Source organism: Kitasatospora sp. NPDC042419 (assembly GCF_056437345.1).
Map to the genome: position 1 here is coordinate 116,122 of NZ_JBWKAW010000015.1, position 24,266 is coordinate 140,387.

Here is a 24,266-nt window from a genome sequence, read left to right on the forward strand (position 1 = left end):
GGGCCACGGCCGCCGTGCCCCGCACTACAGCCCACTACCCTGTTTACCCACCGGTGAGCGGTACTGCCCGGCCGCCTCCGACGAACCTAGTGTCAGCGCCCATGACGACTTCACCGATTCGTTCGGCGCGGCGGCGCGGCCGGTCCTTCCGGCGGAACCTGGCGCTGGCCGCCGTCGCGACCGTGTCCCTGTCCCTGCCCCTGTCCACCGACGTGCCCGGCGCGGTGGCAGTGGGGCAGCACGACGATCCGATCCGCGTCCGGCTCCAGCGCGACGCCGACGCGATCACCGCTCTGGGCGTGACGGGCGTGCAGGCCCGGCTGGCCGTCTCCGACGGCCGGGACCTGACCGCCACCAGCGGCGTAGCGGACCTGACCGACCGTCAACCCGTGCCGAAGCAGGGCTACTTCCGGATCGCCAGCGTCACCAAGACCTTCGTGGCCACCGTGGTCCTGCAACTCGCGGGCGACGGCAGGCTCACCCTCGACGACCCGGTCGAGCGGTGGCTGCCCGGCGTCGTGTCCGCGAACGGCAACGACGGGCGCGCGATCACCGTCCGCCGACTGCTCCAGCACACCGGCGGCCTCCACGACGACTACCCGGACTACGCCTCGGCGGAGGACTTCCGCCGGCACCGCTACGACAGCTACACGCCCGGGCAGATCGTCGCCCGGGCGATGAGCCACCGCCCGGACTTCGAGCCCGGCACGGACTGGCGCTACAACAACACCGGCTACGTCCTGCTCGGCATGATCATCGAACGGGTCACCGGGCATCCCTGGCACGAGGAGGTGAGGGACCGGATCGTCCGGCCGCTCGGCCTCGACCACACCTTCCGGCCGGGCACTTCACCCACCCTGCCCCAGCCGCACGCGAAGACCTACCAGAGCTTCAAGGCCGGCGAGCCGCTGGTGGACGTCACCGAGCAGGTCGGCGCGGGCACCAACGGAGAGGCCGGACTCGTCTCCACCACCGCCGATCTCAACCGGTTCCTCCGGGCCCTGCTCGGCGGGCGGCTCCTCCCGCCGGCGCAGCTGGCGCAGATGAAGCGGACCGTCCCGGTCGGCGAGGAGTTCGAGCAGTACATGCCGGGCGCCCGTGACGGGCTGGGGCTCTTCTCCCGCCCGCTGTCCTGCGGCGGGGTGTACTGGGGGCACGAGGGCGGCGACGCGGGCTGGATCACGGCCACCGGCGCCACCGCGGACGGCCGGCGCAGCGTCACGGTTTCCCTGTCGGGCGTCCGCGCCGATTCCGCGGACGACGTCCTGCGCGTGGCACGAGCCGCGAGCAGGCTGGTCGACGACGCCCTGTGCCCGGCGCCGCCCGCCGACCGCCGGCGGCGCTGAGGCCCTTCCGGACGGCACTGTCCGTGCCCGGGCAGGGCCGCCGGACTCGGACGGCAGCCCGGCCCGCCCGGAAGCGGACCGTCCGCTACCGCTAGCCTTCCCTCACCGGCGGCCGGCCCGCGCCGGGCCGGCCGCCCCTTTCCCTGCTCGTCTCCCGGGAGTAAGCCCATGTTCAAGGTCAACGAATACTTCGACGGCACGGTCAAGTCGATCGCCTTCACCGCGGAGGAGGGGCCGGCGACCGTCGGTGTCATGGCGCCCGGTGACTACGAGTTCGGCACCGCGAAGCGGGAGATCATGCACGTCGTCTCCGGCGCCCTGACCGTGAGGCTGCCCGGCTCCGACCAGTGGGAGACCTTCGAGGCGGGCGACCGGTTCGACGTCCCGGCCGACAGCAGCTTCCAGGTCAAGACCGCGGTGGAGACCGCCTACCTCTGCGAATACCGCGACTGACCCCACCCCGGCTCCGGAAACGCGGTCGTGCGGCGCGCGTTCCGGAGCCTGCCGGGTGGTGTGCCGGCGCTGGTGGGAAGCGGCCCGTCGGCGCCGACGCACTCGCCGGGCCGGGGTGGGGCGGGTTCTTCTTCTTCTTCGACAACGACGCCCACCTCCCCGACGAGCACGTGCTCTCCCGGCTCGTCGACCAGGCCCGCCGGCACCCCGAGGTCACCTAGCCCCCGTGGTCACCGGAGGCTGTCCTGAGGCGGGCCGCCAATTGCTCGCGTGCTGATGCCAGTTCCGTCAGGTACTCGGTGCGGAGGGCAGGAGGTGGGGTGAACGCGGTGAGTACCTCGACTGCTGCCTGAGCCGGCTCGACTGCTTCGGCCGCGCGTCCCTGGTCGGCGATGTTCGTGGACAGGACGAGCAGTTGGTTCGCGACCCACATCACGTCGGCGTTGGTGGCGGCTGCTGCCTGACGGTAGGCCTGTACGGTTTCTTCGGCGCCACGCATTGCCTCGTCCAACCGGCCGGCTGTCATGAGGCGGACCGCCAATTGGTGGCGTGCTGACGCCAGTTCCGTCAGGTACTCGGTGCGGACGGCAGGAGGTGGGGTGAACCCGGTGAGCACGTCGACTGCTGCCTGAGCCGGCTCCACCGCTTCGGCGGTGCGTCCCTGGTCGGCGATGTTCGTGGACAGGACGAGCAGTTGGTTCGCGACCCACATCACGTCGGCGTTCGTGGCGGCTGCTGCCTGACGGTAGGCCTGTACGGTTTCTTCGGCGCCACGCATTGCCTCGTCCAACCGGCCGGCTGTCATGAGGCGGACCGCCAATTGGTGGCGTGCTGACGCCAGTTCCGTCAGGTACTCGGTGCGGACGGCAGGAGGCGGGGTGAACCCGGTGAGCACGTCGACTGCTGCCTGAGCCGGCTCCACCGCTTCGGCCGCGCGCCCCTCGCCGGCAGCGTTCGAGGACAAAGACCGCTGGTGGTTGGCGAATTCGATGATCGCCCGGGCCCGCTCAAGCTGCAGTTTCGGCCACGACGCCTCGTTGTCGAGGCGTTCGGGCTTCACGCGATTTCGATGATCCAACACTACGGCCGGAACGTCGTCGCGGCCGGGAGCCCGGATCTCGATTCGTCCGACGTGGTCGGTCGCCCGAAGATACTCCCCGCTCACCAGCGGAAGAGTCGTCAAGTCGTGGACCGGCGCGTCGAGGTCGACGATGCGCTCGGCGTACCTATTGCCTTCGAGGTCGAACGAGCATGAGAAGCGACCCCCGTCGAGGGTGTCGAACTCGTAGGTCCTGCCGTACTCGAACCGGGCGGGCAGATGCAGGTTGAGGCGCTGCACCGTGTCCCTGAAGGTGCCGAAGTCGATGCCTGCGGACTCGACCGCGTAGACGATGCCCAGACTGTCCAGCGGCCGCCCACGCGAGTCGATCACGCCGGCGGGAGGGGTCCAGTAGACGGCGACGTGGAGACCGAAGTCCCCGAGGGGGAGGAACCGCCACGGGCCTGGGGTGGTGAACGAGCCATCGCGGCTGACGCGGAGATACGGATGACGGGAGAGGTCCCACAACAAGGGTGAATCGAGCGTCACGCCCGGCCCATGACTCCAGGCCAGGCAGATCACGGCGTCGTGCGACCCGAGCGCAGGGGCGTCGTCGGATTCCTCCTCCAGGACGACGTGGTCTTCGAGCCCTTCGATGCCGAACGCGCCTGCGGTGCTGCCGAACAGGACCACCCGGGCGACATTCAGGTTCGAGTTTCCCGATCCCCTCCAAGCCAGGAAGAGCCGGCCGTCGTGGGACACCAGCGCCGGCGCGCGCGTGCTGGTGTCCTGGAACGTCCGGGTGCCCTGGAAGGTGGCTCCGTGGTCGTCGGAAAGCGCCAGGTTGATGTTCTCGTTGCCGGATCCCTGCCAGGCCAGGTACAGCCGGCCGTTGTGGTCGGCCAGTGCGGGGCCGTGATCGCTGGTCTGCTCCAGGACGACGTGGTCTTCGAGCCCTTCGATGCCGAACGCGCCGGCGGTGCTGCCGAACAGGACCACCCGGGCGACGTTCACATTGGCGTCACCCCGTCCCGTCCAGGCCATGTAGAGCCGCCCGGCGTGAGAGGCGAGCGCGGGTCCGTGGTCACTGGTGTCGGAAAAGGTCCGGGTCCCCTGGAAGTGGACGCCGTCGTCGACCGAGAACGCCAGGTTCAGCTGCTTGTTCCCCGACCCTCGCCATGCGAGCCACAGCAGGCCGTTGTGGGAGGCAAGCGCCGGGCCGGCGTCCGAGGTGAAGGTGTCACCGAGTGCGACCACGCCCTCGACTCCCTCGACGCCGTCCATGCCCATCGCGGTGGTCGTCATGACTCCGGCGACGAGCAGGGTCTCGTCGGCGGTCCAGGCGATGCGGAGCCGGCCGTTGTGGGAGGCCAGTGCCGGCGAGTCGGACATGGCGAGTTCGAGGACCGCCTTGCGCTGAGCGGGGCGGAGGTTCCCGCCGGCGGCGAGTCCGCGGTTGACGCCCATGTTCACCGCAGTGGTGTGGAAGAGCAAGGGATGATCTTCGCCACGAGCCTCCGGGTTTATGGACGGGTCCTGGTGGGGGTCGAAGCGGATGAGATCGCTGAAGCGCAGCCCCGGGGCTCGGGTCGGGATGAGCGTGGTGGACTGTGCGCGGGAGGTCTGTTCCCAGGCCTGCTTCGACAGGATGTCCATCTCGTCTCGTCCGTACCCACTGTTGAGGAAGCAACCGCCGGCTGTGAGCATGAACGACGGCGATCGGTAGTAGATCTCAACCCCGGCATCGGCGGGCTCCCCCTCCGGGAGCGGGGGTCGGCTGCCGTGGTGGAACCGGTGCAGATGCGGCGGCACCGTCTGGTCGAGGGCTAGCTGGTACGCGGCTGCGGGGGGCCGGTAGGTCGAGGTTGCGGCAATCAGCGCGTCGAACACCAGGGGCTCGGGGAACCGTGCCGGCGCACCGTGTTCGTCGGTCATCCCGGTGTAGGCGAGGAAGAAACCCGGGATCTCGTCGGCGCCCGCGTAGAGGTCGTTGGTGAAATTGGCCGAGTGGTTGATGCGTTGCTGGTGGCGCCGGTACGGGTTCACTCGCCGGCCACGGTTGGCCGAGAGGGCACATTTGGTGAACGTGTAGTCGAGGACGTTCTGCGCGGCGGTCCGAAGGAGCGGGTCGCCGGCGAATTCGTAGAGGTTCAGCAGCGAGTGGAGCGACATCCTGGCGTAGGGGCGAGCACTGAACTCCAGGAAGTCGTGCTTGGCAATGGTCTGGAGGTACCCCAGCAACCAGTCGGCCAGATTCCTCTGGGCGGCGCCGTCGGTGGGTTCGTGCAGCAGCTGATTCGCCAGATACCGGCTGGTCTCGATCATCAGCAGATGGTTCTCGGTCTCAGGGAACTTGTAGGGGTTCGTAGCAATGGGATCTTCGAAGTTGATGACTTCGATGGCCGGGTCGTGCCCGCCTCTGAACCCGACCGGGAGGAGGTGGTCGAGGATGAATCGGACACCGCCCCCCGGTTCGCTGCCCGGGCCGTCCAGGAGGTGCCCGTATCGGTGGGCGATCGTCATCAGGCCCTTGGCCGCCATGTCGTGTTCCGCATGTGTGAAGAGCGTGGTGCCCATGAGGCCGTTGCCCAGCTCCAATCGCCGTAAGGCCAGGGGTGCCTCGACTCGGCTGACCACCCCGTCGACGGTGAAGCCCGGGTCGGCGTTCGCGGTGGCGAGGTGCGCCAGCAGGGCGTGCACGTTGTCCTCGTTCGCGGTGCCGCGCACCTGCCGGAGCGGGCGGGTCGCGGCGAAGAACTTGACGATGCCCTTCGCCCGCTTGTCGTGACTGGCCCATGCCTGGACGGGCGAACCCCCAAGGGCAACGGGGTCGAGGAAGACGTGCCGGTCCTGGGATTTCTCTATCCGGTAGGTCAATTGGTATACGGACCCATGCTCGCCGTGGAATTCCCGGACCTGATCCCCGAGCGGCTCGGTGGCACGGAACGTCTCGGCACCGAGGTGGTCGGCGGCTCCGAAAGTCTCGGCATCGAAAAGGCTGACCGTCGCGGTGTCGTCGAAAGGATGGTCAAAGACTATGGGGACCTCCGTGTCCGTCGAGATCGATTGGACGCCGTCAGTGTCGTTCGGCCAGACCTGGTGACCGTCTATCTGCAGACTTACTTCGTCCGTCTCAGAGTCATCCGGCCTCACGCAGTGAAGCTTCTGGAGATGCAAAATTGCAGCAACCATCGGCCGCCCTCCTTGGTTGCACCCTCTCCTTCGCCGCCCCTATTATTCCCACCACACCACCAGTCGGGTGGATGTGCAAACGCGCGCACGGTTCACACCCGCTACGCTCTGACCGCTTTTGGGATCTGCCGTGTCCTGGGGCCGGAGTGGTCGTCGAGGCTTGGGCGAGTAGTTCTGGGGGCGGGCATACGTAGGATCTGACGGATGAGCAATGGGCTCTGGTGGAGCCGTTGTCGCCCCCGCCGAGGGTGGGCTCAAAGGGCGGGCGGCGGGAGAAGCATCCGCGGCGGCGGATCGTGGAAGCGATCTTCTACGTGGTGCGGACCGGGTGTGGTCACGACCCCGGAGGCCGCCGGCCGACCGGGCCGGGGGCCGGGGCGGCGCGGTGTCAGGTGAGGGCGGGGGAGGTGTGGAACTGCCGGGTGAGGTAGTTGGACCAGGTCTGGTGGAGGGTGGTGGCGAGTCGGGAGTGGGGGGCGATGAGGTCGAAGGCGTGGTAGGCGCCGGGGTAGAGGTGGAGTTCGACCGGGACGCCGTGGGCCCGCAGGCGGGCGGCGTAGTCGAGGTTCTCGTCGCGGAAGCAGTCGAGGTCGCCGACGGTGATGAAGGTGGGTGGCAGGGCGCCGAGATCGGTGCTGCGGGAGGGGGCGGAGTAGGGGCAGACGTCGTCGGTGCCGGCGCGGTCGCCCAGGATCGCCTGCCAGGCGAGGAGGTTGGTCGAGCGGTCCCAGATGCCGATGTCGGTGATCTCGTGGCTCGACGCGGTGCGGTTGCGGTCGTCGAGCATCGGATACGTGAGTGACTGGAACAGGGGTGTCACGCCGCCGCGGTCGCGGATCAGGAGCGTCGTGGCCGCCGCGACGCCTCCGCCGCCGCTCTGGCCCGCGATGCCGATGCGGGTGCCGTCCAGGCCGAGGGCGTCCGCCTCGCGGCCGAGCCACTGGTAGGCGGTGAAGCCGTCCTCGGCGGCGCCGGGGGCGGGTGTCTCGGGGGCGAGCCGGTAGTCGACCACGGCGACGGCGCAGCCGAGGCTCGCGCCCAGCCGGGTGAGCCACGGGTCGTCCTGGGCGGCGAAGCCGAGGACCTGTCCGCCGCCGTGGAACCAGAGCAGGACCGGCAGGGGGCCGGGCGCTTCGGTGGGGCGCAGGAGGCGGATCGGTACGTCGGGGCCGTCCGTCCGGCTCGCGAGGTGCGTCTCGACGGTGACCGACGGGTGGCCGGGCTGGGCGTCGGCGGCGGCCTCGGCCTGGGCGCGGAACGCCGCGCGCGTCGCGGCGAGGTCCGTCAGGTCGAACGCGCCGTTGGGGGTCATGGGGACCGCGTCGAGGGCCAGGCGCAGTTCCTGGTCCATGAGTTGACGGGATGCGGGCATGGTCGTTCCTGCTTTCGGGGGGAGGTGGTTCAGGGGCGGAAGGAGTCGATGACGACCACGCCGGTGGGTCCGTACGTCTCCAGGGACTCCAGGACCTCGCTCGCCTCGTGGAGGCCGACGGTGCGCGAGACGATGCGGCCGGGGTCGAGGCGGCCGGCGGCGATCATGTTCAGCATCGTGCCGAAGCGCTGGCCCTGCATGCCGAAGGCGCTCAGGAACTCCAGTTCCTTGACCATCATGACGTCGACCGGCAGCGCGACGTCCCCCTGTTCCGCGGCGGTGGTGTGTCCGAGCTGGAGGTGGCGGCCGCGGGTGCGCAGGGAGAGGACGGAGTTGCGGCAGGCGGCGGCGATGCCCACGGCGTCGACCGACACGTGCGCGCCGCCGCCGGTGAGGGTCTTGACCGCTTCGGCGGGGTCGTCGGTCGCCGCGTTGACGGTGTGGACGGCGCCGAGTGCGCGGGCGGCGTCCAGCTTGTCGTCCGTGATGTCGATCGCGATGACGTTGGCACCCGTCGCCGCGGCGATCTCGACCGTCGACAGTCCCATGCCGCCCCCGGCGCCGTACACCGCGACCCATTCGCCGCCGCGGACCTTCGCCTGGTCGACGACGCCGTGGAAGGCGGTCATGTAGCGGCAGGCCAGTGCGGCGACGTCCACGAAGCCGACACCGTCCGGCACTTCGACCAGGTTGACGTCGGCGAAGCGGACCATGACGTACTCGGCGAAGGCGCCCCAGTAGGACACCCCGGGTACGAGCGAGTCCACGTGCTCGCAGACGTGCTGATTGCCGCTGCGGCACATCTCGCACGAGCCCTCGCCGGGGTTCATCGGGAAGATGACGCGGTCGCCCTCCTTCCATCCCCGTACCTCGCGGCCGACCTCCACGACGGTGCCGGCGAACTCGTGGCCGAGGACGAACGGGGCCTCGACCCGCGGTCCGCCCGTCCAGAACTCCCCGGCCCACAGGGCCCAGTCGGTGCGGCAGATCCCGTTGGCCCCGACGCGCAGGATCGCGCCGTCCGGCGGGCAGACGGGGTCGGGCACGTCACGGACGACGAGCGGCTTGTGGAGTTCCTCGATGACTGCGGCGCGCATGGCGCGGCCTCCTCGTGCTGCGGTGCGTCGACGGGGCGGTGGGCAACCCGTCCGAAGTCCACCGGTTCAAGTGGTGGACTTGGAAGCTAGTCGTTTGCCCGGAATCGTGTCAACCGCATAAAGTGGTGGACATGGACGACAGGGACGGCAGTCGCGAGGGGCGCCAGCGCGCCAAGGCCGACTTCCGCTTCGACGACGCTCGGTTGTGCTTCGCCTTCGCCGGCACCCTGGCCGACCGAGGCGCGGACGCGCCCTTCGAACGGCTGGCCCGGCCCGAGGACTTGAGCCGCTGGGCCGTCGAGAGCGGCTGCGCGACGGCGGCGCCGCCCAGCACCGAGGCCGACCTCGGCCGCGCCAGGCAGCTGCGCGAGGCGATCCAGCGGACCGGCTGCGCCCTGGCGGACGCCGCGCCGCCCTCGCCCGAGGACATCGCGCTCGTCAACCGCGCCGCCGCCGAGGCCCCCTCGATGCCCGAACTCGCGCCCGACGCGACCACCGTGCGCTGGCACGGTGACGCGGTCGCGGCGGTGCTCTCGATGGTCGCCCGGGACCTGATCGCCCTCTGCGCGTCGGAGCACCGCACCCGCGTCCGCATCTGCGGGAACCCCGACTGCGGTGTCCCCTTCGTCGACACCTCCCGCGCGGGTGCCCGCCGCTGGTGCTCGATGAAGACCTGCGGCGCCCTCGTCAAGAAGCGCGCCTACCGGGCGAGGCAGCAGACACCCGCCGACACCGCCCGGTAGCGCATTTGCCGCGTGCCGCGTGCCGCGTGCCGCGTGCCGCGTGCCGCGTGCCGCGTGCCGCGTGCCGCGCGGCCCGGGCGGGGCCGAGGCGGCACGCGGCGCGATCGTCTCCGCCGCTCCGCGCGCGTTCGGTCCCCGACGCGAGGCGCGCGGCAGCGGGCTGCTCTCAGTCCGTATGCCGGACGGTCGGCGGTGTCAGCACGGACCGCAGCCGCCGGGCGGCGGGCAGGGCGGGCAGGCGGGGGCGGCCTCGACGCAGACGGTGACGGAATCGGTGTTGTCGGCGGGGTGGAGGTCGGTCTCGGTCGCGTGCGCCGTGGCGGTGTTGGTGACCGGGCCCGTGACGGTGGCCTTGGCCCGGAGCGTGAGGGTGGCGTAGGCGCCCGCGGCCAGTGTTCCGACGTTCCACCGGCCGGTGTCGGGGTTGTAGGTGCCGGTGCTCGGCGCGGCGGAGACGAACGGCAGGCCGGCCGGGAGGGCGTCGGTGACGGTGACGCCGGTCGCGGTGTTCGGTCCGGCGTTGTGGACGGTGACGCGGTAGGTGACGGTCTGGCCGACGGTGACGGTGGTGGCGTCGGCGGACTTGGTGACGCCGAGGTCGGCGGCGGGGAGGACCTGGGTGTCGGTCTGGTCGGAGGTGGAGGTGAGGGGTTCGGGGGTGGGGCCGAGGCGGTTCTCGTACGTGGCGGTGGCGGTGTTGGTGATGTGTCCGCCGGCGCTGGCCTCGTCGATGGTGACCCGGTACTCCACGGTCGTGCCGTTCGGGAGGGTGTCGGTGTTGGGCAGGCTGCCGCCCTGGCCGGCGGTGGCGTCGTTGCCGAGGTTGAACACCACCCGGTTGCCCGCCGGGTCGAAGGAGGCCTGGTCGTCGCCCCGCCGGTCGGTCTTCGCGCCCCTGTTGGGGCCGCTGACGATGCGCAGGGACCCGGGCAGGTAGGTGGTGCCGGCCGGGATGGTGTCGGTCAGGACGAGGGCTTCGGCGCTGCCGCCGCCCTCGTTCCTGGCGAGGATGCGGTAGGTGATGACGTCGCCCACCTGGAGGGGCCCGTCGGGGACGGCGTACTTGGTGAGGACGACGGAGGGTGCGGTGCCGAAGAAGATGCCGTCGAGGAAGTTGCCGATGCCCTGGTTGCCGCCGGCGGCGGCGACGGAGCGGAAGGCGAAGCGGGTGACGGTCTGCCCGGCCGGGACGGTGTAGGTCCCGGTGTAGAAGCCCCAGGCTGCGTTGCCGTCGGTGAACTGTCGCTGCTGGACGGTCGCGCCGGGCCTGCCGATGTCCAGGGCCATGGTGTCCTGGCCGAGCCGTCCGCGGTGGTAGAGCCGCCAGTAGAGCGTGGTGCCGGGGGTGGTGGACAGGTCCTGGTAGAGGGTGGACACCTGGTTGGCGTTGAGTTCGGCGAACTGGGCGCCGTCGGCGGAGGGGACGCCGTTGAAGCCGTCGTGCCAGATCTCGATCAGGTGGTCGGTGGCGGTGCTGAGCCAGCCGGGGACGTGGTTCGGGCTCTGGGTCTGGGAGGCGTCGGGCAGGAACGCGTTGCCGCCGGCGATGGGGGGCTGCTCGAAGCTGCCGTTCGCCAGGGCTATGCGGGACGGGACGGGAGTGGTCACGGTCTTTCCCTTCGTTCGATGCTGCGAGCTGGACGCCGGCCGGCCGGAGCGGGGTCCCGCGGATCCGGACGAGCGGGCCGCCGGTGCACGGGAACGGCGGGGCCGTTCGAGGTGACCGGGGGTGGGGCCCCGTCCGGGTGCGGTGGTGGGGGATGGGGGGAGGTGTCCACGGCCTGCGGCACGCCCTGGCCTCCCGAAGCACGGGAGGCGGTGGGAGGCGGCGTCCGCGTGAGGCGTCCGGTGGCGTCCGATCCCAGCGTGCGCAATGGTTCCTGTACGCACGAGAGCGTGTGGTGGGGCTCCCGGAGCGCACGGGGGCGCGATCCGCGCGGGTCGCGCCCCGGCTCTGCGCGGGCCGCGCGAAGGCGGCGGCACAGGACGGCGGCATGCATCCACCCGCCCCGGGGGCGCGCGGGCACGGCGCGAACCTCTCGTACCTGCCGCCCTTCAGGCGGGTAACGGGGAAGCCCCGGGCACCCTCACCCGCCTGGACGCCCATTCTCGCCCGGGGCCACTGCGAACCATCGGCGACGGCGGCGGCTGGTCCCGGCACGACGACTTCGCGTTCGCGTCCGGCCCGCCGCATGCAGCCCGCGCCGCCGGGGAGCGCAGGATGTCCGACGGTCCCTGGCCCGGGCCCGAGTTGCCGTCGCCGGTGCCGCCAGGCCCGCCGCCGGGCCGCACATTCGCCGGGTTGTCAGGCCAGCAGCCGTGCGAGCTCGGCCATTTCGGCCTCCGGGTCCACGACGGGCTGGATCACCAGCTCGTCGACCCCCGACTTCTCCAGCACGCTGATCCGCTCGGTGACCTCGTCCCTGGTTCCGACCAGGCCGAACCTGTCCACCAGGGAGGGCACGATGAGCTCGCGGTCCTCGGGGGACAGCCGACCCAGGTAGTTGCGGTAGAGCGCCTGGTGAAGCTTCGGATCGGTGGGGGTGGTGCCGCGAAGCCGGAGCAGACGGTCGACAGCCGCGGCCTCTTCCGGCGGGAGGGCCGCGCGGAAGGCTGGGTCGTCCGCGCCGAGGATCAGTGCGCTCAGTGCGATGTGCCCGATCGAGTCCTTGACCGGATCGCCGTAGCGGTCCTCGCCGTCGGCGAGGACATGCAGGGAGGACATGAGGTACGAACGGGTCTTCTCGGTGCTGTCCGCGTCCCGCGCCGCCGTTCGCCGGGCCTGGCCGAGGGCGGACCAGGCCGCGGGGTCGTGCAGCCCGAAGGAGATCAGTCCCGCGCCGAGCCGGCCGGCGACCGCGGCGGCTTTCGGGCCGAACGCGGCCACGACGAACTCCACCGGAGCCTCGGTGTTGACGTACGGCCCGACGTGCAGGAATCGCACCCTGCTGGAGCGGGTCCCCTCGCGGTAGTCCGACTCGCGGCCCGCGGTGAGATCCTGCAGGGCGGCGGTGAACGACTCCAGCTCCGCCGTCTTCGTGGGCCGCATGCCGAGCGTACGGCGCGCCGTGTTGCCGGTGCCGACCCCGCAGATGACGCGGCCGGGGGCGAGGGCGTTGAGGCTGCCGACGGCCGCCGCCGCGGCGGGCGCGGAACGCAGGGCCGGTGAGGTGACACCGATGCCGAGCCTGATCCGGTGGGTGGACTTGGCGCAGAGGGCGAGGCTCACGAACGGATCGCCGTGGATCATCGGCGTGTCGTACACCCAGAAACTGTCGAAGCCGAGTTCTTCCGCGCGGGCGGCGAGGTGTTCCACACCCGGCCCTGCTGTCGTGACGATGCCGGTCCGCATGGCGACTCTCCTCGCCGTCGAGTGAGATGGCTGAACCACTCCGGTTGCAGTTCGCTGCGGTCCGCCCCTGGTCCGGATCGTGCTCCCCGGTGCGTTGGTGGGCCTACCGCAGCGGTTCCAGGATCGGGAAAGAGGTGCCATGCGAACAACGGCGAGGGTACCCTCCTCACCTCGCGTGCCGCCGCCGCCACGAGCCGGCACGCCCTCCGAGACTGCCGGGACTACCGGGGCTGCCGGGACCGCGGCATGCGCGAACCCTGACCGACCCAGCCCCCGGCGGCGCACATTCGCCTGAACAAGTGACTACTTGTCACACCGGAGAGGGAGGTCTGGCGTCCGCCCGCGAGGCATTCGCCCGACCGTCGGAGGGGTCGTCGAGGGGCGCGGCGGCGTGGCGCCGCCAGACTGATCGGCCGTCATGTAACGCCCCCGCTTGACCTCATGGTTGCCCGAGGCCCTATGGTCGGCTGCGCCAGAGCGGCAAGCAGTACCGACCGGGAGAGGACGGCAGCCCGATGACGTTTGTGATAACCCTGCCCTGTGTAGACGTCAAGGACAAGGCATGCCTGGAGGTGTGCCCCGTCGAATGCATCTACGAGGGGGAGCGGATGCTCTACATCCACCCCGACGAGTGCATCGACTGTGGCGCCTGCGAGCCGGTCTGCGCGGTCGAGGCGATCTACTACGAGGACGACACCCCGAAGCGGTGGTGGCCGTTCAAGACGGCGAACGCCGAGTTCTTCACCGACCTCGGCTCCCCCGGCGGCAGCGAGGAGCTCGGCCTGATCGAGAAGGACCACCCGATGGTGGCGGCGCTGCCGGCCAAGGACACCGTCTGACCCACCGGGGGCGCCGGGCCGAACTACGGCGTGACCACTGACATCGTGACGTCGATCGACGGTTGACGAATCCCGTCCGCACCACCGCATGGGCACATGGCGCGGGGCCGCCCGGCAGGTGGTACACCGGGCGGCCCCGCGTCAGCGGGGGTTGAGGTGGGGTCAGGCGATGGTGGGGAGCTGGGCGGTCAGGGCGGTGGGGACGGTGACGACCTCGGCGAGGTCGTACTTGCCGGGGCCGAAGTCGGCGGCGCCGAGGCCCTTCCTGCTTCCGTTGCCGGTGACGAGCCAGACGGTGGCGCTGTCCGGGGAGACCAGGAGGGTGCCGTCGGCGGGTGCCTGCCTGGCCGCTGCTGCGGCGAGCCAGGTGCCGGGGGCCGGGGTGAGGGGGGCGGTGTCGTAGTGCAGGGCGGTGTAGTCGGCGCCGCTCAGTCCGACGGCCTTGCCGCCGGCCATGACGTAGACGCTGGCGTTGGCGCCGGAGGCGTCCTTGAGTACGGTTCCGTTGGCGGGGGCGGTGGCGGCCGCGCCGGCCAGCCAGGTGCCGGGGACGCCCATGAGCGGCTGGAACTTGTACCCGTTGGCGGTCCACTCGGTTCCGGAAATGGGTACGGCCGCGCCGCCGACCATGATGTAGCGGGACGGGTCGGTGCCGTTCTGGTTCATCACGACGGTGCCCGAGGGCACGGTGTTGGCGACGGCCGAGCGCAGCCAGGTGCCGGGCACACCCATCAGCGGGCGGGTGTCGTAGCCGTTGGCGCTCCACTCCGCACCGGAGATCGGCAGGGCCACACCGCCGACCATGACGTAGCGGGACGGGTCGGTGCCGTTCTGGTCCATCACGACGGTGCCCGAGGGCATCGTGGCGCCGTTCGCGGCCTGGAGCCAGGAGGTCGGCACGCCCATCAGCGGGCGGGTGTTGTAGCCGTTGGCGACCCATTCGGTGCCGTCGATCGGAAGGGCGGCGCCGGCGACGACGACGAAGCGCGAGGCGCTGGCCCCGGACTGGTCCATGATCACCGTGCCGCTCGGCAGGACTGCGGGCAGGGCGTTGAACGGCGCGTCGTCGATTGTGACGATCTTGCTCAGGTCGTACTTGTCGGGCGCCACGTCGGAGGCGGCGATCGGCAGGCCGGCGCCGGCGACGATGACCTTCACGGTCGCGGAGCCCGCGGACTTCACGAGGGTGCCGCTGGGCAGCGTCGAGGGATGGGGATTGGCCTGCGGGGTGTTGTTGAAGACCGGTGACACGTACCCGCTGATCCGCTGTCCCCACGGAGCGCTTCCGACCGCGTAGTTCGCGGTGGTACCGGTGGTGACGATGCCCTCTCGGTAGCCGCTGCTGTGGCCCTGGTTACCGCCGACGATGGTGACGGTTCCCCCGCCCGCCCGGGTTACCAGAGCCACGTGTTGGGCCCAGTCGGTGCGGGCGTCGTACTCGTAGACGACCGCGTCGCCGACCTTCGGTGTGCTGTGGAGGGTGCCGTACTTCTGGCCGTAGTGGTAGATGCTGTTCACGCCGTCGGTGAGCTCGTTGACGTGGGCCACGTCGTTGCGGGCCCACACCCAGCCGACGAAGTCCGCGCACCACGCGTGGCGTGCGCCGCCGGCCCCGTCGCAGGAGTTGCCCTGCAGCTGGCCGCCGTCGTAACCACCGTGCGCGCAGGGCCCGTTCCGGTCCTCGGCGGCGGCGGTCGCCGCGATACCCGCGGCGTCCGCGTGGGCCGGCGCCGCCGTCAGGGCGCTGACGCCCGTGGCGGAGATGAGGACGGCTATGGCGCCGGCCGTCACACGAGGCATGTGCATGTTCATGGAACGATTCCTTCGGAATGAGGAGGGGAGGGACGGATCGATGCCCGGCGGGAGCGACGGGACGGTCCCGTCGAAGGGCGGCGCGGCAGGGCCGCGTCCGGCGGGACCGTCCGACGGGCGCCGGTGAGGCCGGCCGCTGACGTCCGACGGGCTGTGCCGCTACGGCGCGGTGGGCAGTGCGGCGGTGTACGCCGCCGGGACCCGGACCACGTCGTCGAAGCTGAGCTTGCCGGGGCCGAAGTCGTCGGCGGAGAGCGCCTGCTTCTGGCCGGCCGCGGTGACCCGCCAGACGGTCGCGCTGCCGGGCGAGAGCAGCAAGGTGCCCTGGGCGGGTGCGGGCTTCGCCACGGCGCTCCGCTCCCAGGTGCCGGGAACCCCCATCAGCGGACGCCGGTCGTAGCCGAGGCCGGTGAAGTCGGCGGCGCCGAGCGGGACGGCCGCGCCGCCCGCCATCACGTAGACGCTCGGGTCAGCCCCGGAGACGTTCCTGATCACGGTGCCGTCGGCGGGGGACTTCGTGGCCGCGTCCTGCAGCCAGAGGCCGGGAACGCCCATCAGGGCGCCGGTGTCGTAGCCGTTCGCGCTCCACTCGGAACCGGAGATCGGCAGCGCCGCACCGGCCACCACCACATACCGGCTCGGGTCGGTCCCGGACTGGTTCATCACGACCGTCCCGGACTCCGGGACGCGGGCGGCGGCACGCAGCCAGTCCGTGGGAACGCCCATCTGCGGCCTGGAGTCGTAGCCGTTCGCGCTCCACTCGGAACCGGAGATCGGCAGCGCCGCACCTGCGACCGTCACATACCGGCTCGGGTCCGTGCCGGACTGGGCCGCCAGCACCAGTCCGGAGGGCAGGGTGCGCTGACGGGCACTGTGCAGCCAACTGGTCGGAACACCCAGCTCGGTACGGCTGCTGTAGCCGTCGCCTGCCCAGTCCGAGGCCGAGATCGGCAGAGCCACGCCACCGACCACGACGAACCGGGACGGGTCGGTGTGGGATTCGTCGAGGACGACGGTGCCCGCCGGCAGGGAGCTCGGCAGCGACCGGAACACGGCGTCGTCGACGAGCACGATCCGGCTCAGGTCGTAGCGGTCGACGCCGACGTCGGACGCCGCCACCGGGAGACCCGCTCCGGCGATCATGACCTTGACCTCCGGTCCGGCGGGCGACTTGACGAGGGTTCCGGCCGGCAGGGAGGCCGGGTTCGGCGGGGTCGCGGGCGAGGATCCGACGGCGTTCACGATCCGTTGCGCGTCGGCGGCCTCGGGCTGGTACCGGGTGGGGTAGGCGGAGCGCTGGACGGTCTGGCAGACGACCCCGATCTGCTTGTTCTGCCACGAGTTGTTCGGATAGAGGTTGAGCAGTTCGTTGAGGAAGAGGTTGGTCGTGACGGCGGGGTTGAGACGGTCCGAGGTGCTGCCCCAGAAGGGGCGCTGCTGGAACAGTCCGACGCTGTCCTTGTCCTGCTCGTTGGGGTTGTTGTGGAGGGTCGACTCCGTGATGGCCGTGGTGACGGCTATGACCGCCGCTTGGTCGGGCAGGCCCCTGGCCCGTACGGCGGCGACGATCGCCCGTGCGCAGGAGACCCGGTAGGCGGTCATGGCGTTGCGCAGTTTCCCGGTGAGGACCTGGTTCAGGTTCGAGGCCGCGGCCCCGTCGTCGCCGGTGACCGGCCCGCAGGAGACGTTGGGCAGCCAGGTGGCGTACGCCGGCGCGGCGCGGGCGGTCGTCGCGCCGGTGGTCATCGCGCCGGCCAGGGCGACAAGGGCCGCCAGGGCGGCGATCGGGCGGTGCGGATGCTTGGTCATGGCAGTCGGTGTCCTTCATGGGCGGGCAGGATTTCAGCGCTGCCCGGAGCGGGATTGAACTGACGTATCGTCAGGTTTTTTCGGGGGTAGAGCCAACCTGTCACGGGGAAGGGCCGGTTCGCGTCTGCCTCTGGTCTTGGGCCGGTAGGCCGGAAGGGGTACGTCGGCGGGACCGGGGTGGCACCGAGGTCCCTCGTCGGGTACTCCGGGCGGCGGTCCCGCGCCGATCCGCACCGTCGGCGCCACCTGGAACGAGGTCGGGGCTGTCCTCGGCATGACCGAGCAGTCCGCGGCCGGGTGCGGAACCCGCCTCACCGCGTCGGACAACACCTGGCGCGGCCCGCGCGAGAATGAATCGATGAACCGTCAGATTCGGGTGTCGAAGCAGATCCAGCCGTTACCGGTACGACTTGGTCGCGATGGTCGTGGAGCTGCTGGTCGCCGTGTCCGCCCTGACGGCGTGCCTGGCGTGCCCGGCGTCGCGAAACCGCCGGACTGACTCATCAATCCTTCTTCCTCATCAGTCCTTCTTCGGGGAAAGCCGATCAGGGGTTCCGGAGGAAGTGGAAACAGGGCGCGCTGACAGGCGGGCCGGGGGCCGGTCAGCCGGGGGACAGGCCGGCCGGCCTTCAGGGGGTCGGCCGGACCAGTCGGTGCTGGTAGGCGAAGATCACCGCGTGGACCCGGTCGCGTACTCCCAGCTTGCCGAGGATTCGTCCGACGTGGGTCTTGACCGTCCCCTCGGAGAGGAACAGCTCCCGGGCGATCTCGGCGTTGGCGGCGCCGCGCGCGATCAGCAGCAGTACCTCGCGTTCACGCTCGGTGAGCGCGGCGAGCGGGTCGGGACCGGTGCGGGGGGTGGGCAGGTCCGGCGCGACGTGTGCCAGCAGCCGCCGCGTGGTCGATGCGGCGAGTACGGCGTCGCCGCGGTGCACCGTGCGGATCGCGTTGAGCAGGTCCTCGGCCGGCGCGTCCTTTATCAGGAAGCCGCTGGCGCCGGTCTGCAGCGCGGCGAACGCGTACTCGTCCAGATCGAAGGTGGTCAGTACCACGATCTTCGGCGGGTCAGGCATGGTCATCAGGCGGCGGGTCGCCTCGACCCCGTCCATCCGGGGCATCCGGACATCCATCAGCACCACGTCCGCCTGCGCGCCGGCCAACAGGTCCAGCGCCTCCTGCCCGTCCCCGGCCTCGCCCACCACGACCATGTCGTCCTGGGCCTCGATCACCATCACCAGGCCGGACCTGACCATGGCCTGGTCGTCGACGCAGAACACCCGGATCGTCACGTTGTCGCCTTCCCCACTGCCCCGTCGGTCCGCCGTGGCAGTACTGCCGTCAGCTGGAAGCCCTGGACCGGACCCGGGCCGACGTGCAACGAGCCACCGACGATCGCCAGCCGCTGACGCATCCCGTTCAGCCCCTGGCCCACGCCGTCGTTCGCCCCCGCGCCTCGCCCGTCATCGCGCACCACGACTTCCAGTCCCTCCGGGGACCAGTGGAAGCGTACCTCGGAGCGGGTCACCGGACCGGCGTGCTTGAGGGTGTTGGTCAGCGCTTCCTGCACCATCCGGTAGACCGCCAACTCGGCGGTGTGGTCCAGCCGGTACGGATCGCCGTGCTGCCGCCAGTCGACCGGCAGCCCCGACGAGCGGACCCGGTCCAGCAGTTCGGGCAGGTTTCCCAGTCCGGGCTGCGGACCGAAGGAGCTCGCGCCGTCCTCGTCGCGCAACAGGCCCAGCAGTCCGCGCATGTCGGTGAGGACCTGACGGCCCTCGTCCTCGATCGTGCGCAGCACCTCCACCGCCCGGGCCGGGTCGCTGCGGGCGGCGAACCGGCCGCCGCGCGCCTGGCTGACGATCACCGAGAGCGAGTGGGCCATCAGATCGTGCATCTCGCGGGCGATCCTGGCCCGTTCGTCCAGCGCCGCCAGCCTGGCCCGCTCCTCCCGCTCGGTCTCGGCCCGTAGCGCCCGCTCCTCCAGGCCGGCGGTGTACGCCAGTTGCATCCGGCGGTACAGCCCGATGCTTCCGGCCGCCAGCACGATCGCCACCAGGAAACTGAACAGGTAGCCGGCCGGTAGCTGGAGCCGGGCACCGTACCCGGTCGCCGAACCGGCCGTCACGGCCCCGGCCCCGAGGACGCCCACCGTCAGCGCGACCACCGGTGCGCGCCGGTGGCCGTACGCGCAGTACCCGTGCACGGCGACCGGGAAGGCCAGCAGTGACGGCAGCAGCGGCATGCCGCCGGGCACCGCGACCTGCACCGCGCAGGCCGCGCCGACCACGGCGAAGGCGGCGTCCGGCGCGGTGCGCCGCCACGCCAGGGCCAGCAGGCCCAGCAGCGCGGCGGGCGCGAGCAGCGGCACCCAGGCGGGCGGCGCGGCCAGCCGTAGCAGCAGCAGTGTCCAACTGCCCGTCGGCAGTGCGATCGCGAGCGCGACCAGCAGGTCGAGCCGTCCGCGGCGCCCGGCGGCCGCGGGCACCGTCAGAAACCGCACAGCGCGCAAGCGGGGCGGGTCCGCTGCTGGTAGGCGTGGGTGGCGCCGGCCAGGGCCAGGCCGAACAGTGCCCACCCGCCGTAGACCACCGCGATCACCCAGGAGTTGGCGCTCCCGGAGGCGAACGGCAGCGGCGGACCGCCCAGTACGTGGTTGAGCGCGGCGAACAGCGGGATCAGGCCCTGGAGCGACAGGAACGCGGCCAGTCCCCAGCCCGCCGCCACGCAGATCCGGCGCTCCACCTGCCGCCCGGCCAGGAACGGTATCCAGAACGGGTACACCCGGCCCCAGGGCCGTACCAGCGCCAGCGCCAGCACCACCCCGCCGGCCAGCAGCACGGTCTCCATCACCGGGAACCCCTCCAGGTACGTCTCCGGGCGGCCGAACGAACCCCCCGCCCACCAGTAGTACTTGACCGAAGGGTAGACCGTGGCCAGCCCTGCCGCGGTGTAGCCCAGCCAGGCCGTCGGCCGGGTGGAGCCCTGCGAGGTGCGGCCGCACGATCCGCAGCCACCGCTGGTGGCCCGCTGGAAGTTCAACAGTTCGCGGCCGAGCAGTACGGTGGTGGCGAAGGCAGGCACCCGGGTCAGGAAGCCGGGCCAGTCCACCGCGGCGAATTCCCCGGCCGGGATGCCCGTCGCCCAGAAGAACGCCCGGAACACGTCGAAGACCAGGCCGACCGCCGCCCAGAGCAGCAGGACGCAGGCTGTCCACCCCACCCACAGAGCGGCCCGCCGTGAGCCGCCGCGTACGGCGGGAAGCCGCTTCCCGGCCCCGGCTCCAGCCCAGGCTCCGGCCCCGGCCCCGGCTCCGGTCACCACGACCGCGAGGCCGAGCACGGCGCCTGCCCACGGCGCCCACGCGGGAACGATCCCCTTCCCGGAGATGTAGTCCTGGGCTCCCGGAAGGTACGGCTGGACGACCAGCGCGGCGACCGTGGCCGCGCCCGCCCCGGCGACCGGCCCGAGTCGGCCGGGCCTGGTGCGGGGGACCTCCGGGGTGGACCGCCTGACGGTGGTCCGGACGGTGGGAAGGAGGCCTTTGAACATGCCGTTTCCTTTCTGGGCCGCGCCGGGACGTGCCGGGGCGCGCCGGGCCGCGGTGCGGCGACGGCGGTACGGCCGCCGGTTCGACGGTGACGGGGCGCCGTGGGTTCGGGAGGCGCGGGTTCGCACTGCGCGCCGATCGGGACGTGATCCAACCTGCCACGGGTCAGGGCCGGTTCGCGTCTGCCTCGGGTCTCGGGCCGGTACACCGAAACGGGTGGTTCGGCGGGACCCGGACGGCACCCCGGTCCGACGTCGGTACGCCGAACCGGGCCACCGTGTCACCGGACCGGTCGGCGCACCGCGGTGGGCCGCATCCGCCGGGGTCTGCGGCGCGGCCCGGCGCCGTCGGCCGGGGTCTCCCCTCGTGGGCCGACGGGCGCGACTTCACCGACGGACACTGCCTCGTTCGACTCCGCGGCGCCTCGTGGCGCACCGGTCCGGTACGACGCGGCTACCTCCTCGGCACCACGGGGGGATCACCCTGGTCGTCAGGCTTCGCACCCGAGTTCCTCACCAGGCCGGGGGCCGGGATCGGTCACCGCCCTCGATCTCCTCCGGCCAGTCGACGGGCCTGCAGTCCGTCCGGGTGAGGATGCCGGGATCGGGCGCGTAGCCCGCCTTCGGCGGTCCGGACCACCAGGCCCGTCGGGTGTGCGGAAGGGGCACTTCCACCAGCCTGCCGTCGTGGATCATCCAGAGGCCGAAGCAGTCGTCCTCCTCGTCGTGGATCAGCACCTGAACCGTCTCCGGGCGGGGCCACGGCAAGGACTCCAGGTGCTTCAACAGTCCGGCTCTCCCGCTCATGCGCCCGAACTCCGCACCCCAGCCGAAACCCCATTCACCGCCCGGGCGCATCTCGGCGAAGCAGCCCGTCCAACTGCGAGTGGGGTCGGGCCGCGTCAGCGGCTCCATCACCTCGTCCGCATCCTGGGCCAGCACGATGACCTCTGCGATTCTGCTCATGCCCCGGAGTATCGCCGTCCATCGTGGACCCGATGCAACCGGATTACTGAATGGCTGTTGTCGGCCCGATCCTGAGGGTGCCGGTCGAACGGAGTCTCGATCGGGTGACCGTGGCGACAACCGTGCATGAGAGCAAGGCCTCTTGGCAGCTCGAACGGCGTCGAAGCCGAGAAGCCCTCCAGGAGGCCCTGTTGTCGCATCTGTACGACATCGCCGGGGTGGAGTGCACTTCGGCCGCTCTTGCGTGAACCGGCCCGGCGCCGGCCCGGCCGGGCCCGCCTCCCGGGCACCCCACCCGGAGACCGGCGGGGGCGGGTCCGGAGGAATCCCTCCGGACCCGCCCCGGGAGTCTCCTCCCCTGCCACGGGTGCTGTCAGTAGAGCGACGACGAGTCGTGCCCCGGGTGGTCGGCGGGTGGAGCGGTCACCGCGAGGGGCACGTCGTAGTCGCCGAAGTCGACCTGGAAGTCGTAGGCCTGCGTCTCCACGCGTATGGGACGAGGCGGGCCATCCGAGGCGATGTAGCCCACGAACGGCGGGTCGTCCGGGCTCGGGACGAGGAAGCTCGCGCTCCTCGTCCCGCCCACTGACAGCCCCCGCCGGAGAATGCCTGCTCGGTCGGGTCCGCGCTTCCGATGACGGGGACCGCGGTCAGGTCGCAGAACCCGCCGACGTCGTCGAGTGTCCGGCCCGGGGGGCAGAGGGACCCAGTGACCGCCGAACCCGGCCGCGTTCGCGGCGCCCCACTCGCGGGCGAATGCCTGTGGGTTCATCCTGACGAAGGTCTCGTCCCGGACGCGTAGGACCCGGCTGGGGCCCTGCCCCTCCTCGATTGTGGTACCCGTGCAGCGGCCCTCGCGATCGGCTGAAATGGTGAAGGTGGCACGGCGCCCGTCCTTCCGGCCTCGCCGCGTTCGCAGGTCCTCTCAGGGCAGCGGCGGGAGCGGGACGGGGGAGGTGGTCGTGGTGTTGCCTTCGGTGTCGACCATGACCTGGGGCTCGATGGGGTCGTCGAGGTTGGTGGCGTGGACGTAGACGGTGTCGGAGACGCGGTCGAGGAGGACGGTTCCGTGGTCGGCGGAGAGCAGCTTGTCGATCGGGGGGCAGGAGAGCCAGGACGCGGTCGGCGGCAGGTGGGGGAGGAGCGGGGACGGGATGTTGCGGAAGTCGCGCTCGCCGGCGGTGGTGGGGTAGTGCTGGACCGGCGGGAGTTCGGCCGGGCTGGTGGGGAGGTCGCCGAGGAGGGTGGTGACCTGGCCCCGGGGGAGTCGGGCGATGACGTCGTAGTAGTAGTCCGCGGGGCCGATGGGGAAGCGGTCTCCGGGCGGGCGGGTCGAGGTCTGGATCCAGTGGGCCGAGACGACCGGGCCGAGGCGGGCCAGACAGCGGCGCATGGGATCCGGATCGGTGAGGACCTCGGGGGCTTCGACGGCGGGGGCCGCTTCGGGGCGTCCCTCGCTGCGGCCGGGCCGGATGACGAGGGCCAGTGGTGCCAGGCCGATGGTGCCGAGCAGGAGGAATTGCCTGCGCTTCATGCCGTGCTCCCGCGAAGGTGTTCGATGACCGGTTCATTCGACCACCGGGGGAGTCGGCGAGGGGATACGCCTGAGGTACCGCCCCGCGTCCGTCGCAGGTAGGGCCTCCGGGCCTCCGGGCTCCCAGAGCCGGCCGCCGGCCGCCGGCCCGCACGCTCGTGGCAGCCGAGGACGAGCCCGCGCCGAGCAGCACGCTGCCGCCAGTCGACCTTCGCAGGTGGACGGTCCGCGCTCACCGGCGGCGGGCCACCCGTCATGACTGCTGGAGAGGGAAGGATGCCCGTTCCCGCCACATCGCACCGTCGTGAACCACGAGCTCTATGGAGGAGACGCGAGCGGTGACGGGCAGCAGGGCGGTGACGGCAGCCGCGACCTCGTCCAGAACTCTGTCGTCGTCGTGATGAGCCACGGTCAGGTGCGGAACGACATCCGTGAACCGGCCGCCGAACGGCGGGACTTCCGGCCACCGCTCGGCGATCGTCTGCGCGAGTCGGCGCAGCGGCCCGTCGGGTTCGGGGGCGAGATACAGGATCCCGGGAAACCGTCCGCACGACCCGAAGCGCACGTCGAAGACGCGGTGGCTTCGGAGAACATCTTCGATGGCGGCGCAGACGAGGCTGTCCACGCGGGCTTCGTCGAGGAACGGGAAGTGCACGGTCATGTGTGCGGGAACGCCTGCCCGCGCCGATGGGTCGAGCGCTTCCCGCCACGACCGGACGACCGCTTCTGCCTCGGGGACCTTGATGATCAGTCCGGTCAGGCCCGCCTGGAGTGTGCTGGAACTGTCCTCCGCCATGGGAGGCATACTGCCATCCGCCCGACGCAGACGTATTCGATTGTCTGATCGCCGCGGCTGATCGGCAGGGCCTGTCAGTCGACACGCAAGCCGCGGACGACGCCGTCGTCCCCCGGATTCCGGCTCGACTTCTGTGGTGCTGTTGCGGCGGTTGCCGCTGCCGGATAACCGCTCGCCGCGCCGACGGCGGTCCTCTACCGTGATCCGGAGCGGGATGGCGCGCGTTCCCGCAGGCTGCGGTGCCGTGGCAGAGCGGCCCATTGAGTGGTGTGCATCGTGAAGTTGCTGGTCACGGGTCTGGTGTGAGGGCCGGAAGAGCTACTCGCGCTGGTCGTCGGCCGGTGTCCACGGCGTAGATCGTCTGACACGG

General features: G+C 71.3%; 17 protein-coding genes and 1 pseudogene. 5 read left to right on the forward strand and 13 right to left on the reverse strand.

The window, feature by feature from the left end:
- The first annotated feature begins 101 nt into the window (after positions 1-101).
- On the forward strand, positions 102-1,346 hold the full coding sequence (locus AC067J_RS25975; protein ID WP_478303029.1) for a serine hydrolase domain-containing protein: 1,245 nt from the start codon (positions 102-104) through the stop codon (positions 1,344-1,346).
- A 168-nt stretch (positions 1,347-1,514) separates the two neighbouring features.
- Complete coding sequence (gene ppnP, locus AC067J_RS25980; protein ID WP_478303031.1) at positions 1,515-1,799, forward strand: pyrimidine/purine nucleoside phosphorylase; 285 nt, start codon at positions 1,515-1,517, stop codon at positions 1,797-1,799.
- Between the two features lie 217 nt (positions 1,800-2,016).
- Here the strand turns inward: ppnP and AC067J_RS25985 are convergent, their stop codons facing one another.
- A complete protein-coding gene (locus AC067J_RS25985) occupies positions 2,017-6,030 on the reverse strand; it encodes a hypothetical protein (RefSeq protein WP_478303033.1) in 4,014 nt (1,337 codons plus the stop codon).
- Positions 6,031-6,227: 197 nt separating this feature from the next.
- On the opposite strand from AC067J_RS25985, the pseudogene AC067J_RS25990 reads away from it, so the two are divergent.
- Positions 6,228-6,362 (forward strand): annotated as a pseudogene (locus AC067J_RS25990) (transposase); the annotation flags it as partial.
- A 56-nt stretch (positions 6,363-6,418) separates the two neighbouring features.
- Here AC067J_RS25990 and AC067J_RS25995 read toward each other — a convergent pair.
- Both AC067J_RS25995 and AC067J_RS26000 read right to left on the reverse strand, forming a co-directional pair.
- Entirely contained in the window at positions 6,419-7,402 is a 984-nt protein-coding gene (locus tag AC067J_RS25995; protein ID WP_478303035.1) for an alpha/beta hydrolase, read from the reverse strand.
- Positions 7,403-7,431: 29 nt separating this feature from the next.
- Positions 7,432-8,499: an alcohol dehydrogenase catalytic domain-containing protein gene (locus AC067J_RS26000; RefSeq protein WP_478303037.1), complete on the reverse strand. Its 1,068-nt coding sequence runs from the start codon at positions 8,497-8,499 to the stop codon at positions 7,432-7,434.
- A gap of 131 nt (positions 8,500-8,630) precedes the next feature.
- Between AC067J_RS26000 and AC067J_RS26005 the strand changes: the two genes are divergently transcribed.
- Positions 8,631-9,242, forward strand: coding sequence for a CGNR zinc finger domain-containing protein (locus AC067J_RS26005; protein ID WP_478303039.1), 612 nt, complete (start codon positions 8,631-8,633; stop codon positions 9,240-9,242).
- Between the two features lie 195 nt (positions 9,243-9,437).
- On the opposite strand, the gene AC067J_RS26010 is transcribed toward AC067J_RS26005, so the two are convergent.
- Positions 9,438-10,850 (reverse strand): isopeptide-forming domain-containing fimbrial protein, encoded by a 1,413-nt coding sequence (locus AC067J_RS26010; protein ID WP_478303041.1) that lies wholly within the window; start codon positions 10,848-10,850, stop codon positions 9,438-9,440.
- A gap of 697 nt (positions 10,851-11,547) precedes the next feature.
- Complete coding sequence (locus AC067J_RS26015; RefSeq protein ID WP_478303043.1) at positions 11,548-12,594, reverse strand: LLM class flavin-dependent oxidoreductase; 1,047 nt, start codon at positions 12,592-12,594, stop codon at positions 11,548-11,550.
- Positions 12,595-13,109: 515 nt separating this feature from the next.
- On the opposite strand from AC067J_RS26015, the gene fdxA reads away from it, so the two are divergent.
- Positions 13,110-13,433, forward strand: coding sequence for a ferredoxin (gene fdxA, locus AC067J_RS26020; RefSeq protein ID WP_478303044.1), 324 nt, complete (start codon positions 13,110-13,112; stop codon positions 13,431-13,433).
- Positions 13,434-13,595: 162 nt separating this feature from the next.
- Here the strand turns inward: fdxA and AC067J_RS26025 are convergent, their stop codons facing one another.
- From AC067J_RS26025 to AC067J_RS26060, 8 genes are all read right to left on the reverse strand, one after another.
- The gene (locus AC067J_RS26025) at positions 13,596-15,245 is read right to left on the reverse strand and encodes a CHAP domain-containing protein (protein WP_478303046.1); all 1,650 of its coding nucleotides are present in this window, start codon (positions 15,243-15,245) and stop codon (positions 13,596-13,598) included.
- A gap of 159 nt (positions 15,246-15,404) precedes the next feature.
- Positions 15,405-17,054: a hypothetical protein gene (locus AC067J_RS26030; RefSeq protein ID WP_478303048.1), complete on the reverse strand. Its 1,650-nt coding sequence runs from the start codon at positions 17,052-17,054 to the stop codon at positions 15,405-15,407.
- 629 nt (positions 17,055-17,683) lie between these two features.
- Positions 17,684-18,343: a response regulator gene (locus tag AC067J_RS26035; protein WP_478303050.1), complete on the reverse strand. Its 660-nt coding sequence runs from the start codon at positions 18,341-18,343 to the stop codon at positions 17,684-17,686.
- The gene (locus tag AC067J_RS26040) at positions 18,340-19,554 is read right to left on the reverse strand and encodes a sensor histidine kinase (RefSeq protein ID WP_478303052.1); all 1,215 of its coding nucleotides are present in this window, start codon (positions 19,552-19,554) and stop codon (positions 18,340-18,342) included. The genes AC067J_RS26035 and AC067J_RS26040 overlap by 4 nt, the downstream gene beginning before the upstream one ends.
- Positions 19,542-20,603 carry a hypothetical protein gene (locus AC067J_RS26045; RefSeq protein WP_478303054.1) on the reverse strand — a complete coding sequence of 354 codons (1,062 nt, stop codon included), beginning with the start codon at positions 20,601-20,603 and terminating at the stop codon, positions 19,542-19,544. The genes AC067J_RS26040 and AC067J_RS26045 overlap by 13 nt, the downstream gene beginning before the upstream one ends.
- Before the next feature lie 510 nt (positions 20,604-21,113).
- A complete protein-coding gene (locus AC067J_RS26050) occupies positions 21,114-21,566 on the reverse strand; it encodes a hypothetical protein (RefSeq protein ID WP_478303056.1) in 453 nt (150 codons plus the stop codon).
- 925 nt (positions 21,567-22,491) lie between these two features.
- The gene (locus tag AC067J_RS26055; protein ID WP_478303057.1) at positions 22,492-23,100 is read right to left on the reverse strand and encodes a hypothetical protein; all 609 of its coding nucleotides are present in this window, start codon (positions 23,098-23,100) and stop codon (positions 22,492-22,494) included.
- Positions 23,101-23,353: 253 nt separating this feature from the next.
- Positions 23,354-23,896, reverse strand: a complete 543-nt coding sequence (locus tag AC067J_RS26060; protein ID WP_478303059.1) for a 2'-5' RNA ligase family protein — start codon at positions 23,894-23,896, stop codon at positions 23,354-23,356.
- Between the last annotated feature and the right edge of the window lie 370 nt (positions 23,897-24,266).

Excerpts from the sequence above, each read along its gene's own strand:
- AC067J_RS26015 (WP_478303043.1), bottom strand. The coding sequence starts at position 12,594 with ATGCGGACCGGCATCGTCACGACAGCAGGGCCGGGTGTGGAACACCTC.
- AC067J_RS26005 (WP_478303039.1), top strand. The coding sequence starts at position 8,631 with ATGGACGACAGGGACGGCAGTCGCGAGGGGCGCCAGCGCGCCAAGGCC.
- AC067J_RS26055 (WP_478303057.1), bottom strand. The coding sequence starts at position 23,100 with ATGAAGCGCAGGCAATTCCTCCTGCTCGGCACCATCGGCCTGGCACCA.
- AC067J_RS25975 (WP_478303029.1), top strand. The coding sequence starts at position 102 with ATGACGACTTCACCGATTCGTTCGGCGCGGCGGCGCGGCCGGTCCTTC.
- AC067J_RS26030 (WP_478303048.1), bottom strand. The coding sequence starts at position 17,054 with ATGACCAAGCATCCGCACCGCCCGATCGCCGCCCTGGCGGCCCTTGTC.
- AC067J_RS25995 (WP_478303035.1), bottom strand. The coding sequence starts at position 7,402 with ATGCCCGCATCCCGTCAACTCATGGACCAGGAACTGCGCCTGGCCCTC.
- ppnP (WP_478303031.1), top strand. The coding sequence starts at position 1,515 with ATGTTCAAGGTCAACGAATACTTCGACGGCACGGTCAAGTCGATCGCC.
- AC067J_RS26050 (WP_478303056.1), bottom strand. The coding sequence starts at position 21,566 with ATGAGCAGAATCGCAGAGGTCATCGTGCTGGCCCAGGATGCGGACGAG.
- AC067J_RS26000 (WP_478303037.1), bottom strand. The coding sequence starts at position 8,499 with ATGCGCGCCGCAGTCATCGAGGAACTCCACAAGCCGCTCGTCGTCCGT.
- AC067J_RS25985 (WP_478303033.1), bottom strand. The coding sequence starts at position 6,030 with ATGGTTGCTGCAATTTTGCATCTCCAGAAGCTTCACTGCGTGAGGCCG.
- AC067J_RS26045 (WP_478303054.1), bottom strand. The coding sequence starts at position 20,603 with ATGTTCAAAGGCCTCCTTCCCACCGTCCGGACCACCGTCAGGCGGTCC.
- AC067J_RS26060 (WP_478303059.1), bottom strand. The coding sequence starts at position 23,896 with ATGGCGGAGGACAGTTCCAGCACACTCCAGGCGGGCCTGACCGGACTG.
- AC067J_RS26025 (WP_478303046.1), bottom strand. The coding sequence starts at position 15,245 with ATGAACATGCACATGCCTCGTGTGACGGCCGGCGCCATAGCCGTCCTC.
- fdxA (WP_478303044.1), top strand. The coding sequence starts at position 13,110 with ATGACGTTTGTGATAACCCTGCCCTGTGTAGACGTCAAGGACAAGGCA.